The organism is Paenibacillus sp. 1A_MP2, assembly GCF_052244825.1.
GTDB lineage: Bacteria > Bacillota > Bacilli > Paenibacillales > Paenibacillaceae > Paenibacillus > Paenibacillus vandeheii.
The window spans coordinates 2,643,564-2,659,642 of sequence record NZ_JBQQCS010000001.1; the positions used below are offsets into that span (position 1 = coordinate 2,643,564).

Here is a 16,079-nt window from a genome sequence, read left to right on the forward strand (position 1 = left end):
GCAATGTGAGGGTTCACGATAAAAATCATCCGGCTTGTCTGGCAAGTCGGACAGAATCGAAGCGGAGGGCAATTATGCTACAGATTATAAAAAACGCGAACATCTTGAATCAACAAGGGGAACTTGAACGGAAAACGATCATTATAGATGAAGGAAAAATTCAAAAGATCGCTGGAGTGGAAGATGAAGCGGTACTGACAGCAGAGCAATCAGCGCATAACGTCACCGATGCTTCAGGCAAACTGGTTATCCCCGGTTTGATTGATATGCACGTGCATCTGCGTGAACCTGGATTCGAGCATAAAGAGACGATCGAAACAGGTGCCCGTTCGGCAGCGCAAGGCGGTTTTACAACGATTGCCTGCATGCCAAACACAAGACCGGTAACCGACAATGCGGATGTCGTTAAGTTGGTTTTGGATAAAGCCAAAGAAGCCGACCTGGTTAAAGTGCTGCCTTATGCAGCTATTACGAAAAACGAGCTTGGACGTGAACTTACGGATTTTGCCGCATTGAAAGAAGCGGGCGCGATTGGATTCACGGATGATGGTGTAGGCGTACAAAACGCTCAAATGATGAAAGATGCCATGAGCCTTGCAGCAAGCATGGATATGCCAGTCATCGCTCACTGCGAAGACGACTCATTGGTAGTCGGTGGATATGTGACGGAAGGCGAGTTTTCGAAGCGTCACGGTATCAAAGGTATCCCAAATGAATCCGAGGCTATCCACGTAGGCCGTGATATCCTGCTTGCAGAAGCAACGGGAGTTCACTACCATGTCTGCCACGTAAGTACGGAACAATCGGTTCGCCTGATTCGTCTGGCGAAGTCCATCGGCATTAAAGTCACTGCTGAGGTATGTCCGCACCATCTGGTATTGTCCGATGAAGATATCCCGGGCATGGATGCCAACTGGAAGATGAACCCGCCTCTTCGCTCACCACGCGATGTGCAGGCTTGTATCGAAGGTTTGCTGGACGGAACGCTGGACATGATCGTTACCGATCACGCGCCGCACAGCGAAGAAGAGAAGGCAAAAGGCATGGAGCTGGCACCGTTCGGTATCGTCGGATTCGAAACAGCCTTCCCGCTGCTGTACACGAAGTTTGTGGAAACAGGGCTCTGGAGCCTGGACTTCCTCGTCAAACGCATGACAGCTGACCCGGCACGGGTATTCCGACTGGATACTGGTAAGCTGGAAGAGGGAGCACCTGCGGACATCACCATGATTGATCTGAATCAGGAACAAGTGGTTGATCCGGCAGCTTTTGCTACCAAAGGAAGAAACACACCATTCACAGGCTGGAAGCTGAAAGGCTGGCCAGTACAGACATGGGTGGACGGCAAAAGCGTGTGGAACAACACGGTCCAACAATAAATCAGTACTTAGTAAATCAATAAACTTTACATCAAAAAGCTCTTAATAACTCTTAATAACTCTTAATAACTCTTAATCTACAACCTATACACCATTAACATCTTTACGACTAACTCGAGGCAGATCATGCCGAGAGTTCAATATACGAAACAAAGAAAAGTTGAATAATGCTTTTGAACATGGACACCAACGTAACTGTGGAGTGGGCAGAAAGAACCCGAAGAAGCAAAGCGTTCGCCTTTATCACCGGATTACACCATTTGAAGAATGGGATCAAAGTAATCCGGGATAACAGCGATCAAAGGGTTTTCTGCCAACGGAGCCGCACCAAACGTAACGTCCCCCATGTTCAACTCAAAGTATTCAACGTTGATAAACACAGAGGAGTGAAATGGGATGCAGGCACAGGCAAGATTATTGTTGGAAGACGGCACACTGTTCACCGGGAAAGCATTCGGTGCTGAAGGTGAAACAACAGGTGAGGTCGTTTTTAATACGGGAATTACAGGCTATCAAGAAGTGCTTTCGGATCCTTCTTATTGTGGTCAAATCGTAACCATGACGTATCCACTGATTGGTAACTACGGCATTACGCGTGACGACTTCGAGTCGATTCGTCCGTTCGTACACGGTTTTGTGGTACGCCGTCATGAGCCAACGCCAAGCAACTGGCGTGCGGAATACAGCGTAGACGATTTGCTTAAAGAGTATGGCATCGTAGGGATCAGCGAAATTGATACACGGATGCTGACTCGCCGGATTCGTCACCACGGTACAATGAAAGGAATTCTCACAACAGGATCGAAACCTGTGGAAGAGTTGCTGGAGATGATGGAAGACACCAGCATCGCTGAACTGCGTAACCAAGTTCCTATGACTTCTACTCAGCATGTCTACAACAGCCCGGGAACGGCTGAACGCATTGTATTGGTTGACTACGGTGCAAAAACAGGGATTTTGCGTGAACTCAGCAAACGGAACTGTGACGTTGTCGTAGTTCCGCATGATGTAACAGCGGACGAAATCCGCCGCATGAACCCGGATGGAATTCAGCTGTCCAACGGCCCTGGAGACCCGAAAGACGTACCTCACGCGGTTAAAATGATCAGTGAACTGCTCGGTGAATATCCGATCTTCGGAATCTGCCTGGGTCACCAACTGTTCGCACTGGCGGCAGGAGCCGATACAGAGAAACTCAAGTTTGGTCACCGCGGTGGAAACCACCCGGTTAAAGAACTGGAGAGCGGACGTTGCTTCATCACATCTCAGAACCACGGTTACACCGTAAACGAAGAATCCGTGAAAAATACGGAGCTTGAAGTGACACATATCAACAATAACGATAAGACCATTGAAGGTCTGAAACATAAAACATTCCCGGCGTTTTCCGTTCAGTACCACCCGGAAGCAGCGCCAGGACCGTATGATAACAGCTATCTGTTCGACCGCTTTATCGAGATGATTCGGGAGCACAAGATTACTCACCCGCAACAGCCGCGTCAAGCCGTATTGGCAGCCGCAGTGAAAGGAGCACAATAACATGCCGATTAACAAAGATCTCAAAAAAATCCTGGTGATTGGTTCAGGTCCAATCGTCATCGGTCAAGCGGCCGAGTTTGACTATGCCGGTACACAAGCATGCCAGGCACTGAAAGAAGAAGGCGTGGAAGTTGTACTCATCAACAGCAACCCGGCTACGATTATGACAGATACCAACATGGCTGACAAAGTATACATTGAGCCCATTACACTTGATTTTGTAACGCAAATTATTCGTCAGGAACGTCCAGACGGTTTGCTGCCAACTCTTGGTGGTCAAACGGGTCTGAACATGGCGGTGGAACTGGCACGTGCCGGCGTCCTTGAACGTGAGAATGTCAAATTGCTCGGAACACAGCTCACATCCATTGAGAAAGCGGAAGACCGTGATCTGTTCCGTGATCTGATGCGTGAACTGGAACAGCCTGTACCTGAGAGTGTAATTGTAACAACACTTGAGGAATCACTTGATTTTGCCAATGAGATTGGTTATCCAATCATCGTTCGTCCAGCCTACACGCTTGGCGGAACAGGCGGCGGGATCTGTGCCAACGAAGAAGAACTGCGCGAGACAGTCGTAGCAGGTATTCGTTACAGCCCGATCGGTCAATGTTTGGTTGAGAAGAGCATTGCAGGTATGAAAGAAGTCGAGTACGAGGTTATGCGGGACAAAAACGATAACTGTATCGTCGTCTGCAACATGGAAAACTTTGACCCGGTAGGTGTTCATACCGGTGACAGTATCGTTGTGGCACCAAGCCAAACGCTGTCTGACCGTGAATATCAAATGCTGCGCTCAGCTTCCCTGAAAATCATCCGTGCCCTCAACATCGAAGGTGGTTGTAACGTACAGTTTGCACTTGATCCGCACAGCTTCCAATACTATGTTATCGAAGTTAACCCACGGGTAAGCCGCTCTTCGGCACTGGCTTCCAAAGCAACGGGTTATCCGATTGCCAAGATGGCTGCCAAAATTGCCATGGGTTACACACTGGACGAAATCGTGAACCCGGTAACGGGCCAAACATATGCATGCTTTGAGCCAACACTGGACTATATCGTGAGCAAAATCCCACGCTGGCCGTTCGACAAGTTTATCTCGGCGAACCGCAAACTGGGTACACAGATGAAAGCGACAGGCGAAGTTATGGCGATTGGCCGGACATTCGAAGAGTCGATTCACAAAGCGGTTCGTTCCCTGGAAATCGGCGTACACCGTCTGTATCTGAAAGATGCCGAAACACTTGATGAAGAAACGCTGAACGAGCGTCTGGTCAAAGCCGACGATGAGCGTATCTTCCTCATCGCTGAAGCCTTCCGCAGAGGGTATACCTTACAACAGCTTCAGGATCTGACGAAAATTGATTGGTGGTTCCTGGATAAACTCGAAGGGCTGGTCGGCTTCGAAGATCGCATTCGAGAGGAATCCGAATTGTCTTCCGAAACCTTGTATCAAGCGAAGCGTCTGGGCTTCACTGACCGTGCCATTGCTGAATTGCGTGCTGAAGGACAGCCAGGAGGTACGTTGACAAAAGAAGCTGAAGTCAGAGCACGCCGTGAAGAGGAAAACCTTCGCCCAGTCTACAAAATGGTAGATACGTGCGCAGCTGAATTTGAAGCAACAACGCCATATTACTACTCCACTTACGAAACTGAGAATGAAGTCATTCCTTCAGATAAGAAAAAGTCGTCGTACTTGGTTCCGGTCCAATCCGGATCGGTCAAGGGATTGAGTTCGACTACTCGACAGTACACGCAGTATGGGCTCTGCAAAAAGCAGGCTATGAAGCAGTTATCATCAATAATAACCCGGAGACGGTGTCTACCGACTTTAATACATCGGATCGATTGTACTTTGAACCCCTGTTCTTCGAAGATGTAATGAACGTTATCGAACAGGAACAGCCTGTAGGTGTTATCGTACAGTTTGGTGGTCAAACGGCAATTAACCTGGCAGCACCACTGCGTGCCGCTGGGGTGACAATTCTCGGAACAGATCTGGAAAACATTGACGAGGCAGAGGATCGCAAGAAGTTCGAGCGTCTGCTCTCCCGTCTGGAAATTGCACAACCAAAAGGTAAAACAGTCATTTCGGTAGATGATGCAGTTGAAACGGCTCAAAGCCTGGGTTACCCGGTACTGGTTCGTCCTTCCTACGTACTCGGCGGTCGTGCGATGGAGATTGTATACTCCGATGCCGAATTGCTGACATATATGGAACAGGCGGTTAAAATCAATCCGGAGCATCCGGTTCTGATTGACCGCTACATGATGGGTAAAGAGGTTGAGGTTGACGCGATCTGTGATGGTGAAACGGTATTGATTCCGGGTATCATGGAGCATATCGAGCGCGCAGGGGTTCACTCTGGTGACTCCATCGCGGTATATCCGCCACAGCACCTGTCCCAGGATCTGAAAGAGAAAATTGTAGAGATTACAATCAAGATTGCAAAAGAATTGAAAACGATCGGTTTGGTTAATATCCAGTTTGTTATCCATGATGGCCAAGTGTACATCATTGAGGTGAACCCGCGTTCATCCCGTACAGTTCCTTTCCTGAGCAAAGTAACCAACATTCCGATGGCGAACCTGGCAACACAAGCCATTCTGGGCGTGAAGCTGAAAGACCTCGGTTATGTAGACGGTCTGTGGCCTGAGTCGGATCATGTTTCGGTAAAAGTTCCGGTCTTCTCCTTCGCGAAGCTGCGTCGTGTGGAGCCAACGCTTGGACCTGAGATGAAATCCACAGGTGAGGTTATGGGGCGTGACCCGAATTACGCCAAAGCGTTGTTCAAAGGTCTCATCGGTGCAGGCATGAAGATCCCGGCCACCGGAGCAATCGTGGTAACGGTAGCGGATAAAGACAAAGAGGAAGCTGTTCCACTGCTTGAAGGTTTCTATAGACTGGGATACAAAATCATGGCTACTGGAGGCACGGCAGCTGCGCTCGAAGCAGCGAACATTCCGGTGACGACGGTGAACAAATTGAGTGAAGGTTCACCAAACATTCTCGATATGATTCGCAGCGGCGAAGCAAACTTTGTGTTCAACACGCTAACCAAAGGCAAAACTCCGCAGCGTGACGGATTCCGTATTCGTCGTGAGGCGGTAGAGAACGGCATTGTATGTATGACTTCACTGGATACCATCCGTGCCCTGTTGATCATGCTGCAAACGATCAACTTCTCCTCTGAGGCTATGCCAGCTCTTGTACAATAAATAAGACGATTTGTCACTGATCAAGGACATCAGTCAGCCTTCGGGCTGGCGGGATGTCCTTTATATCGGGCAAAAACGGAAAAATGAAGCTTTTGGAAGGAGCGCTGGTAAATGAATCACCCGAATTTCAACGAAATGGCTGGCCGTCTGATGGTGGCACTCGATTATCCCGGAGCGGAGCAGGCTCAGGAATTGGTAAAGGCCCTCGAAGGCATTCCCTGTTATCTGAAGGTGGGCATGCAGCTCTTTTACGCCGCTGGCCCGGACTTCATTAGGGAATTAAAGTCGAAGGGATACTCGGTATTCCTTGATGTGAAGATGCATGATATTCCAAACACGGTTCGTGGGGGTGCTGAAAGCATAACTCGTCTGGGTGTGGATATGTTCAATGTGCATGCAGCTGGAGGTAAAAGCATGATGCGTGCTGCCCGTGAAGGGGCAGAGGCGGCTCTGGCTGCTGATCCATCCCTACGTAAACCTGAGATTATTGCAGTTACTCAGCTGACCAGTACAAGTCAGGAAACGATGAATTCCGAGATCGGCATCCAGGGAAGTGTTGAGGCAGCGGTAGTCCGTTATGCAGAACTGGCCCATGAGGCAGGTCTTGATGGTGTTGTTGCTTCCCCGCTGGAAGTACCTGCGATCCGCGCAGCCTGTGGCAGTGATTTTCACACGGTCACACCAGGCATTCGTCCAGCAGGAAGTGGCCTGGGAGACCAGACTCGTGTCCTGACGCCCGGTGAAGCCATTGCCAGAGGCAGTCATTACATCGTTGTAGGCAGACCAATTACGGGCGCTCCCCATCCGCGTGAAGCGGCAGAAACCATTTTGAAGGAGATGTTGAATGCATGATCGAACTTAACGAGATTCCTAACCATATTGCTTCCCAACTGTTAAAAATTAAAGCGGTGGCGCTGCGTCCGCAGCAGCCATTCACCTGGACATCCGGCATCAAATCACCAATCTATTGTGATAACCGCTTAACGATGTCTTATCCCGAGATTCGCAACGACATTGCTGAAGCCTTTGCTGCGATCATTCGTGATCAATATCCCGATGCAGAAGTCATCGCAGGTACTGCAACCGCAGGTATCCCGCATGCTGCCTGGGTTGCGCAAAAGCTGAATCTGCCGATGGCTTACATTCGTGATAAAGCCAAAGGACATGGCAAAGAGAACCTGATTGAAGGTCTGATCACCGAGGGACAAAAGGTTGTTGTTATTGAAGACCTGATCTCGACAGGGGGCAGTTCAATCAAAGCGGCAGAAGCGGTACGTGTAGCCGGGGCGACTCCCCTTGCAGTATTGGCCATTTTCAGCTACCAGCTGGACAAAGGCATTAAGGCTTTTGAAGAAGCGGAAATCCCGCTGCAAACCCTGTCCAACTACACTGCTTTGATGGATGTGGCGTTGGCTGAGGGCACGATCCAGGAGAGTGATTTTGCACTGCTCAAATCCTGGCGTGAAGATCCTTCTTCATTTGGAAAATAATATCATTCACAGTGGATTGAACGGTTTGCTTGTGAACGGTATCAAAATTGTAATGATTGCCGCCATAGAGGCAAATTCATCGAATATTCAAGAGGCATCCCGTACTTTGGGGTGCTTTTTTGGTTTGTTCATCAAAATATTAACTTTTTCACTGGAACGTTGTAAAAAGCTTGTAACTTTTAGTTGTGATCCGTCGTTTATAATGCAGTGTAGTATGGAATAGATTTCTATTTTTAGTGTCTTGATGAAGTAAACGGGATATGAAGAAAGGATGAGCGTGATTGCTGGCATGAAGAAGTTATTTTCCAAAATCAGACCTGCCAAGAGTCAGTCAGGCGAGGACAGCGCAGTCGAACCAACGGAGCAGCAGGAACCCGTTGGGCAGGAGGAATCGGCATACATAAGTGAACCACAGAACCCATCCATCGACTCGCACGACATAACCAGTGATACAAGCCAGGAGGAGGTTGCGGCTGCAGCAGCTGAACCTGAAGTGAACTCCCAGTCTTCCAAGAAGGATCTATTGCCTCCATATGATGGGCCCGTGCTGGAGGTTCGCAATGTTCATCGCAGCTTTCAGACGGGAAGCCGCATTATTCATGTGCTCAAAGGCATTGATATGGAAGTGAACCCGCAACAGCTGGTGATGTTGAAAGGGAGATCTGGCTCAGGGAAAACCACGCTGCTCAATATGCTGGGCGGGCTGGATCAGCCTTCAAGTGGAGACATCCTGTTCTCCGGCCAGCCTCTTCAGGATTGGGGAGACCGGCGGCGGACCGCTTTGCGACGCAGGGAAATTGGTTTTATTTTTCAGGCGTATGCGTTGATGCCCTTGTTGTCTGCCTGGGAAAATGTAGAGCTGTCGCTCCGCATGGCGGACGTGCCGCGTTCGGAATGGAAGGACCGGGTAGGTCATTGTCTGGATCTGGTTGGACTAACCAAACGGGTCAAGCACCGTCCATTCGAGATGTCCGGGGAGAACAGCAGCGGGTTGCTATCGCCAAGGCGATAGCCCACAGACCGAGATTATTGCTCGCGGATGAGCCGACAGCTGAACTCGATTCCAAAATGGGAGCACAGGTGATGGCTGTATTTCGCAATATTATTGAAGTTGAACAAGTAACGATCTGTATGACTACACACGATCCTACGATTTTGGAGGTTGCGGACCATGTTTATGAAATGGCGGACGGCAGATTTATCAAGTAAAGGGGCCGCTCCGAAGAGGGGAAACGCGCAGCGCTTATTGTGCTTAGTGCGATAGTGGCTGCAACGATGTCCGGCTGCTCTTTGCTGCCGGCAGAAACAGAGGAAGAAGTGCTTCCGCCAATTACACCACCAACGATCTCCAAGAAGCCGGAGTATGAAGTTCGGACGGAGACGCTGGAGAAGAAAGTAAGCGGAAGTGGCAAGATGATGAGCCAGCGGGAAGAAAAGGTATATTTTACGCTGGACGGTATGCATGTCAAAGAGTTGAATGTAAAACCAGGGGATAAAGTGAAGAAAGGTCAACTTCTCGCAGTTCTTGATGTAGAGAGTGTGGAGAAGGAGATCCGGGCCAAAAACCTGCAGATTCGCAAATCGGAAGTCCAGATGAAGGAAACGCTTCGCAAGCGGGATGAGATGGACCCGGTGGAGTTCGAAGAGTCCACGATTGCCTTTGAAGAACTTCGTCAGGAACTGGCTGATCTGGAGGATCAATTAGGTAAAGCCACTTTGACCGCTCCGTTCGGCGGAACAATTATTGCCGTGCAGGTGGAGAAAGGTGCGGCTGTCAAAGCCTATGACCCGATTGCAACCATAGCAGATACATCCAATCTGGTTGTCGCAGCTACGTTTGCCAAAGAAGATCTCGAAAAGTTCTCGGCTGGCATGAAGGCGGATGTAGACATTAATGGTGCAGGCAAAGTGGCTGGCAAAGTTAAAGTTATGCCTGTTGCCCAAGCATCGGGAAGCGGAACTGGTAGCGGCAGCGGCGGAAGTTCGGGAGAAGGCGGAACGCCTCCGGCGAAAGAAAGCCTGGATCAATATGTTATTGTTTCGCTGGCGAAAATGCCCAAGGGTGTTGAACGCGGTACACCTCTAACGGTATCCATTGTCACCCAACGTACAGAGAACGCGATTGTTATTCCTGTATCCGCTTTGCGCTCCATCGGTTCAAGAACGTATGTGCAAGTGGTGGAGAGTGATGGAAGCAAGCGTGAAGTGGACGTGGAAGTCGGACAGCAGACATCTACGGATGTGGAAATTCTAAAAGGTCTGACCGTTGGACAGAAAGTAGTGGGCCGCTAATGGGGCTGCCATTGCTTCGACTGCTGTTCCGCAAAATGTGGAACACTCGCTGGATGACGTTCAGCACACTGATCGGACTAATTGTGGCGGTTGCGTTCACCGTTAGTATTCCAATGTATGCCGATGGTGCGCTGAAGCGGGTCGTGGCCCAGACACTGCAGGACAACAGTGAGGGACTGCCAGCCGGTTCGTTGCTCATGAGTTATCAGGCACCTGGTGGTGTGAAGACTGACACACGTGGTCTGGAAGAGGTGGATCGATATATTCGCGAGGATGTGCCTCGTGACATTGGTTTTCCTTTTCATACGTATGTGAACTCCCGTTCCATCCGCAGCACAGAGGTGAACCCGGAAGATCCTACTAAAGTGGATGCCAGCCGGGTCCGCAGCATGAGCCTGGGCACGATGACAGGTCTGGATGCACAGGTTAATTATTCTGCGGGAGTGAAGCCGGGCAACCAGGTCAAGGACGATATTATTGAAGCGGTCATGCTGGAAGAGGGCATGTATCGTAATGATCTTCATATCGGAGATGTGCTGGAATATCCGATTTACAGCGGTCTTGATATTACGTTGCGTGTGAAGATTACAGGTTCTTTCAAAGCGGATGATCCTAGCAGCCCTTACTGGGTGCAGGGATTTGACGGTATGATGAACGGACTATATGTAGATGAATCGGTATTTAATGATGTTTTACTGAAGGAAAAAGGTATCCCTCTTCAGAATTCACGTTGGTATTATGCATTTGATCTGAAAGAGATTCAAACGAGCCAGCTCTCGGGACTGACCTCTGTGCTGGAAAGGCTGGATATCGACCTGTATCAGCGGTTGAAGGATACGAAAGTGGACATCACCTTCGGGGATCTGTTGAAACAATTCCGCAGTCAGAGTCTGCAATTGCAGACCATGCTGTTCACGCTGGCTGCACCGATGATTGCGATGGTCTTTTATTTTATAGCCATGAATGCCAGACAGTCGTTACAGAAGCAGGAAAGTGACATCGCAGTTCTGCGCAGTCGTGGAGCTTCTGCCCGGCAGATCTTCTCTCTTTATCTGCTTGAAGGTATATTCCTGGGCGCGATTGCTCTTGTCATCGGACCGTTTCTTGGATGGTTTATGGCGAAAAGCATCGGTTCTGCCAGCGGATTCCTGTCGTTCGTGGATCGAAAATCCATTCCGATCGGAATATCGAAAGAAGCGATCCTGCTTGGCCTTATCGCCGTGTTGGTGGCAATCATAGCCTCGCTTATTCCGGCAATAACCTATGCGCGGGCGACGATTGTATCGGCCAAACGCCGACAGGCACGTACGGATCGTGCGCCGGTATGGCAGCGCTGGTTTCTGGATATTGCGTTGCTGGGGCTTGCGGGGTATGGATATTACTTGTTCTATGAACGGCAAATGTTGACGTTCCAGACTGGAATGACGACAGATCAGCTTCAGGTACAGCCGTTTTTGTTCTTTGTTCCGGCACTCGCCATCTTTGCACTGGGACTGTTCTTCTTACGGTTGTTCCCGTGGATTTTGAAGCTCATTCAGCTGATCGGGCGCAAGTTTCTCCCGGTTCCATTGTATCTGACACTGACACAGCTTTCGCGTTCATCGTCTTCTTACTATCCTTTGATGATCCTGCTTGTATTGACACTCGGACTTGGTGTGTATAACTCGGCAGCGGCTCGTACCATTGATCTGAACTCGACCGAGCGCACGTTATACCGATATGGTTCCGATGTTATTATGCAGACCGTATGGGAAGGTACACCTGAGGTTAAGCCAACGGGTTCCGGACAAAGCGGCGGTTCAGGCGGAGGACAGCAAGGTGGTGGAAACGGTAGTGGTGGTTCTGGAGGCGGAGGAAATGGCGGCGGAGGTGGATCAGGTGGGGGTGGTGGTTCACAACCCACGAAGATGATCTATTCCGAGCCACCTTTTGAAGTGTTCCGCAGCTTGAATGGGGTAGAACATGCAGCGAGAGTGCTGCAAACGAAAGGCAATATTATTGTCTCTGGCAAATCGGGTGGACAGGGAATGCTGGTGGGGATCGACAATGTGGATTTTGCTCAAGTGGCTTGGTTCCGCAACGATCTGTTCCCGGCACATCCTTATAAGTACCTCGACTTGCTTGGAAAATATGAAGGGGCCGTATTGATCTCTTCCAAATTTGCAGACAAATTCAAGCTCAAAACCGGAGACCTCGTCTCCATTGGTGTACAGGGTCAGGCCATTGAATTTGTAGTTTTTGGCATTATACCTTACTGGCCCGCTCAGTACCCGGATCAAATGCCGTTCTTCATTGCGAATCTGGATTACATCTATGATCAGGTGCCTCTGATTCCATATGAGGTCTGGCTGAAGATGAAGCCGGATGCCAAAGTTGCTCCGTTGATGGAGAAGCTTGCAGCGGAAGGCATTGAGTTATCGTCAGTACGCGATGTGCGTACAGAGCTGGTATCCCAGGGCAAACATCCGTCAAGGGGCGGAGTGTTCGGCATACTGAGTCTCGGATTCTTAGTGTCGGTCATTATTTCCCTGATCGGATATATCCTGTACTGGTTCTTCAATCTATCCGGGCGTGTAGTACAGTTCGGTGTTCTGCGGGCGATGGGGTTATCCCGGGCGCAATTGAGCGGTATGTTGCTGCTGGAGCAGGTGTTCACGGCGGGTCTTTCGATCATTCTCGGTATTGGCATTGGTCAGGTATCCAGTCGTCTGTTCCTGCCCTTCCTGCAAACCACAGATAATGTGTCCGCACAGGTCCCTCCGTTCCGAATTGTATTTGAAGAGAAAGACATGCTGCAGCTGTATGGCGTGACCGTAGTCATGCTGATCATTGGAGCGACAATGCTGCTGTGGCAAATCCGCAGGCTGCGGGTTCACCAGGCAGTCAAAATGGGAGAGGAGAGGTAACGTGATCCAGTGCGAAGGACTTGTCAAAATTTTTAAATCCAGCGATGTGGAAGTCGTTGCCCTTCAAGGTCTCAATCTGACTGTCAATCAAGGTGAAATGATGGCTATTATCGGCAACAGCGGTAGTGGTAAGTCTACCTTGCTCAACATTCTGGGAGGACTTGACCGTCCAACAGCCGGTACGGCCGTTGTCGGAGATTGGGATTTGCTGAAAATGACAGATGCCCAATTGGTGGAGTACAAACGTCATACCGTAGGCTTCATTTGGCAAAATAACGGTCGTAACCTGCTTCCATACCTCACAGCACTGGAAAATGTGGAAACACCCATGATTTTGGGAGGCAAGCGAGATCGCGCCTATGCCATGCAGCTGCTGGAATGGGTTGGACTGAAGGACCGGATGCATAACAAACTGCATCAATTGTCCGGTGGGGAGCAGCAGCGGGTGGCGATTGCCATCTCGTTATCGAATCGCCCCAAGCTGCTGCTCGCGGATGAGCCGACAGGTTCGGTGGATTCGGAGACCTGTGATACAATCATGGGCATTTTTCGCAAAATGAACAAGGAGCTCGGGGTCACGATTGTGATTGTTACTCATGATCTAACCCTCGCTGGCAAGGTGGACCGGATCGTGGCGATTCGGGACGGCTTGACCAGCACCGAGTTCGTGAAACGCAATCCGAATCTGGATGACGAACATGGCTTGTCTGAGGCAGGAGCCGCGGATATTCATGAAGCTTTTGTCATCATTGACCGGGCTGGGCGACTTCAGGTGCCCAAGGAGTATTTGGAGGCACTGTCCATTGATAATCGTGCCACATTGGAATTTGACGGTGAGCGTATTGTTATTACACCGCCAAGATAATTTTAGAGGGGGAATTGGGAGATGAAGAACAGGTTTTGGGGAAAACGGGTGCTGGCTGTGCTGGCTACAGCTAGTCTGGCATTGCCGCTGCTTGCGGGTTGTACAGCAAGTGAGTCCAAGGAAAACGAGCAGCGTGTACTGCGTGTAGCAACGATGTGGGGGGGCCAGGATGACAGCTATTTCCGCCAGCAGTTTACCGATGCTTTTGAATTGACACATCCGAATATCACGATTGAAGTTGTACCTGCGGTAGACCAGGGCAGCATGTACGGATATGGTAATCAGGAAGAGCAGAAGGACGTTCCGGATACGATGGAGAGCTTGAAAAAAATTATGACAGGGGATAACCCGGTAGACGTCATCGTGGCGGATACGACGACAATCAAGTCGTTAATTCAGGAAAACATGGTCAAACAACTGGACCCACTGATGCAGGAAGACAAGTTTGATACATCGGATATTGTGCCGAGTGTTCTTGAGGGAATCAAGGATTTGGGAGATCAGAGTATCTACGCTTTGACACCAACGTTCTCCTCTGCAGCGTTATTCTACAACAAGGGCATGTTTGAGAAAGCAGGCGTAGAGCCTCCAACGGATAATATGACTTGGGACGACATTTTCAACCTAGGTACCCGTCTTACAAAGGGTGAAGGCAAAGACCATGTGTTTGGTTTCTCTTTCAGTACCTATCAAGGCGGTTCTCCTTACTATACGATGTCACAGTACTATAACTCTCTGCAGCTGAAAATTTTTGATGACAAAGCAGAAAAAATGACCGTCGATTCTCCGCAGTGGGAGAAAGTATGGAGTACAATAAGCAAGCTTGCCTTAGATAAAGTCATCCCTAAAGGAGACGAACCGCAGGATCAGGATAACAGCGGACGTTATAATCCAATTCAGGGTGATCTGTTCCTGAGCAGCAAAACAGCGATGGTCATTGGAGATTATAGCTATATTAATCAATTGATTGATGCCAATAAAAATGCGGATAAAATGAAAGACTTTACGAAGGTGGACTGGGATGTTGTCACACCTCCGGTTCATCCGGAAGCTCCTGAAATCGGAGGCAACATTTATCTGAGCAACCTCATGGCCATTAATAGTTCAGCTCAGAACCCTGATGATGCATGGGAATTGATCAAGTACATGAACAGTGAAGATTGGGCGAAGATCAAAGCACGCAGCAGTTATGAGATGGTTTCCCGGAAGAGCTTCATTAAACCGAAGGATGGCTTGGATTACAACATCCAGGCATTCTATACGCTGAAACCTGTACCTCCGACCAATACGAACTTGGATAAAATGTATCAAAAAATGCCAAACCTGTGGCAAGTAAGCGACAAGGGCATGGAATACTTCAATCAAGTGCTTGCGAACAAAAAGACACCAAAAGAAGCGCTTGGTGAATGGGCAGCCAAAGGAAACGAAATGCTGGAGAAGTTGAAAAAGGACCCTAAAGCCACGTTTCAATAAGGTTAAATGATCTTGTAATAAAATCATAGAGGTAGCCGCTGGAGATTTAGTTCTTTGGCGGCTATTTTTATGGAATTGGGGTATTCTACAAAAGCAGGGAAAAATGATGACACCAGGAAAGGACGAGTGGAATGCACTGGGTATATTTCAGCAAATTGTATGCAACCAAATTTCAGGCAGGGTGTCTTGCGAAGCGAATGGAGCAGGATGGATGGATTTACGGTCATAACGAGCCAGCTGAAGTGGAAGTATATCGTTCAAAAAAGGGGCGTTATGGTGTACGTTTCATTCCCTAACATTACCCCTTGACTTATGGCATAGGAATGGTGTATATTAATTAAGTCGCTGTTTTAATATTTCTTACTGACGCGGGGTGGAGCAGCCCGGTAGCTCGTCGGGCTCATAACCCGAAGGCCGCAGGTTCAAATCCTGCCCCGCAATTTAGTTTTACTGGATGATTCACAGCCATCATCTGAACGTTATACGTTTTTGTTCAGGGCCCTTAGCTCAGTTGGTTAGAGCGGTCGGCTCATAACCGATTGGTCACAGGTTCGAGTCCTGTAGGCCCATTCTCTCAAAACCCTTGCGGAGCAAGGGTTTTTTTCTGTTGTTACAACTGAAATATATACGAAAACCTGCAAAGCTTAAGATGATGAACGTTAATCATCCGTTCTGGTTGGCTGAAGTTTGGATGGCGACGATTCCGCCCGCTGGGAAATTGGACGTTTATTTTGGAAGTTGATTATTTTCAAGTGCTGAAAATTTTTAAATAATTCACTTTGAGAAAGCTCTGTTAGCATAAGGCTACCGGAGCTTTTTTTATGGCAGACAAGCGAGTGCTAACGAATTTGTAAACGAACCTGATGGAGTGATATATGGTATAATTTTGAAATATATGCAGTAAAGGTGGTGTAAT

9 protein-coding genes, 2 tRNA genes and 2 pseudogenes are annotated in these 16,079 nt (G+C 49.0%); all 13 read left to right on the forward strand.

The genetic code is table 11. The annotated features are described in order from the left end of the window. Positions 1–74 precede the first annotated feature (74 nt). The 13 genes and pseudogenes from ACTWJ7_RS12920 to ACTWJ7_RS12980 all read left to right on the forward strand — a co-directional run bounded on the left by ACTWJ7_RS12920 (position 75) and on the right by ACTWJ7_RS12980 (position 15,732). Positions 75–1,379 carry a dihydroorotase gene (locus ACTWJ7_RS12920; protein WP_301877898.1) on the forward strand — a complete coding sequence of 435 codons (1,305 nt, stop codon included), beginning with the start codon at positions 75–77 and terminating at the stop codon, positions 1,377–1,379. A 396-nt stretch (positions 1,380–1,775) separates the two neighbouring features. Continuing rightward, complete coding sequence (gene carA / locus ACTWJ7_RS12925; protein ID WP_024631220.1) at positions 1,776–2,918, forward strand: glutamine-hydrolyzing carbamoyl-phosphate synthase small subunit; 1,143 nt, start codon at positions 1,776–1,778, stop codon at positions 2,916–2,918. Between the two features lies 1 nt (position 2,919). Continuing rightward, a pseudogene (gene carB / locus ACTWJ7_RS12930) lies at positions 2,920–6,137 on the forward strand (carbamoyl-phosphate synthase large subunit). 111 nt (positions 6,138–6,248) lie between these two features. Continuing rightward, on the forward strand, positions 6,249–6,989 hold the full coding sequence (gene pyrF / locus ACTWJ7_RS12935) for an orotidine-5'-phosphate decarboxylase (protein ID WP_301877897.1): 741 nt from the start codon (positions 6,249–6,251) through the stop codon (positions 6,987–6,989). Continuing rightward, complete coding sequence (pyrE, locus tag ACTWJ7_RS12940) at positions 6,986–7,627, forward strand: orotate phosphoribosyltransferase (RefSeq protein ID WP_301877896.1); 642 nt, start codon at positions 6,986–6,988, stop codon at positions 7,625–7,627. Before pyrF ends, pyrE begins: the two co-directional genes overlap by 4 nt. Positions 7,628–8,120: 493 nt before the next feature. Beyond that, a pseudogene (locus tag ACTWJ7_RS12945) lies at positions 8,121–8,836 on the forward strand (ABC transporter ATP-binding protein). A 39-nt stretch (positions 8,837–8,875) separates the two neighbouring features. Further along, positions 8,876–9,919 carry an efflux RND transporter periplasmic adaptor subunit gene (locus ACTWJ7_RS12950; RefSeq protein WP_443145509.1) on the forward strand — a complete coding sequence of 348 codons (1,044 nt, stop codon included), beginning with the start codon at positions 8,876–8,878 and terminating at the stop codon, positions 9,917–9,919. Then, positions 9,919–12,825, forward strand: coding sequence for an ABC transporter permease (locus tag ACTWJ7_RS12955; protein WP_301877890.1), 2,907 nt, complete (start codon positions 9,919–9,921; stop codon positions 12,823–12,825). The genes ACTWJ7_RS12950 and ACTWJ7_RS12955 overlap by 1 nt, the downstream gene beginning before the upstream one ends. A 1-nt stretch (position 12,826) precedes the next feature. Continuing rightward, positions 12,827–13,690 (forward strand): ABC transporter ATP-binding protein, encoded by an 864-nt coding sequence (locus ACTWJ7_RS12960; RefSeq protein ID WP_024631213.1) that lies wholly within the window; start codon positions 12,827–12,829, stop codon positions 13,688–13,690. 21 nt (positions 13,691–13,711) lie between these two features. Beyond that, positions 13,712–15,163 carry an ABC transporter substrate-binding protein gene (locus ACTWJ7_RS12965; protein ID WP_301877889.1) on the forward strand — a complete coding sequence of 484 codons (1,452 nt, stop codon included), beginning with the start codon at positions 13,712–13,714 and terminating at the stop codon, positions 15,161–15,163. A gap of 131 nt (positions 15,164–15,294) precedes the next feature. Beyond that, a complete protein-coding gene (locus ACTWJ7_RS12970) occupies positions 15,295–15,459 on the forward strand; it encodes a hypothetical protein (protein ID WP_167666091.1) in 165 nt (54 codons plus the stop codon). Between the two features lie 71 nt (positions 15,460–15,530). Beyond that, a tRNA-Met gene (locus ACTWJ7_RS12975) sits at positions 15,531–15,603 on the forward strand. A 56-nt stretch (positions 15,604–15,659) separates the two neighbouring features. Next, positions 15,660–15,732, forward strand: a tRNA-Ile gene (locus ACTWJ7_RS12980). Positions 15,733–16,079: the final 347 nt, after the last annotated feature.

Bases quoted from the DNA above. Each gene is read 5' to 3' on its own strand.
- carA (WP_024631220.1), top strand. From the start codon at position 1,776: ATGCAGGCACAGGCAAGATTATTGTTGGAAGACGGCACACTGTTCACC.
- ACTWJ7_RS12955 (WP_301877890.1), top strand. From the start codon at position 9,919: ATGGGGCTGCCATTGCTTCGACTGCTGTTCCGCAAAATGTGGAACACT.
- pyrE (WP_301877896.1), top strand. From the start codon at position 6,986: ATGATCGAACTTAACGAGATTCCTAACCATATTGCTTCCCAACTGTTA.
- ACTWJ7_RS12920 (WP_301877898.1), top strand. From the start codon at position 75: ATGCTACAGATTATAAAAAACGCGAACATCTTGAATCAACAAGGGGAA.
- pyrF (WP_301877897.1), top strand. From the start codon at position 6,249: ATGAATCACCCGAATTTCAACGAAATGGCTGGCCGTCTGATGGTGGCA.
- ACTWJ7_RS12965 (WP_301877889.1), top strand. From the start codon at position 13,712: ATGAAGAACAGGTTTTGGGGAAAACGGGTGCTGGCTGTGCTGGCTACA.
- ACTWJ7_RS12970 (WP_167666091.1), top strand. From the start codon at position 15,295: ATGCACTGGGTATATTTCAGCAAATTGTATGCAACCAAATTTCAGGCA.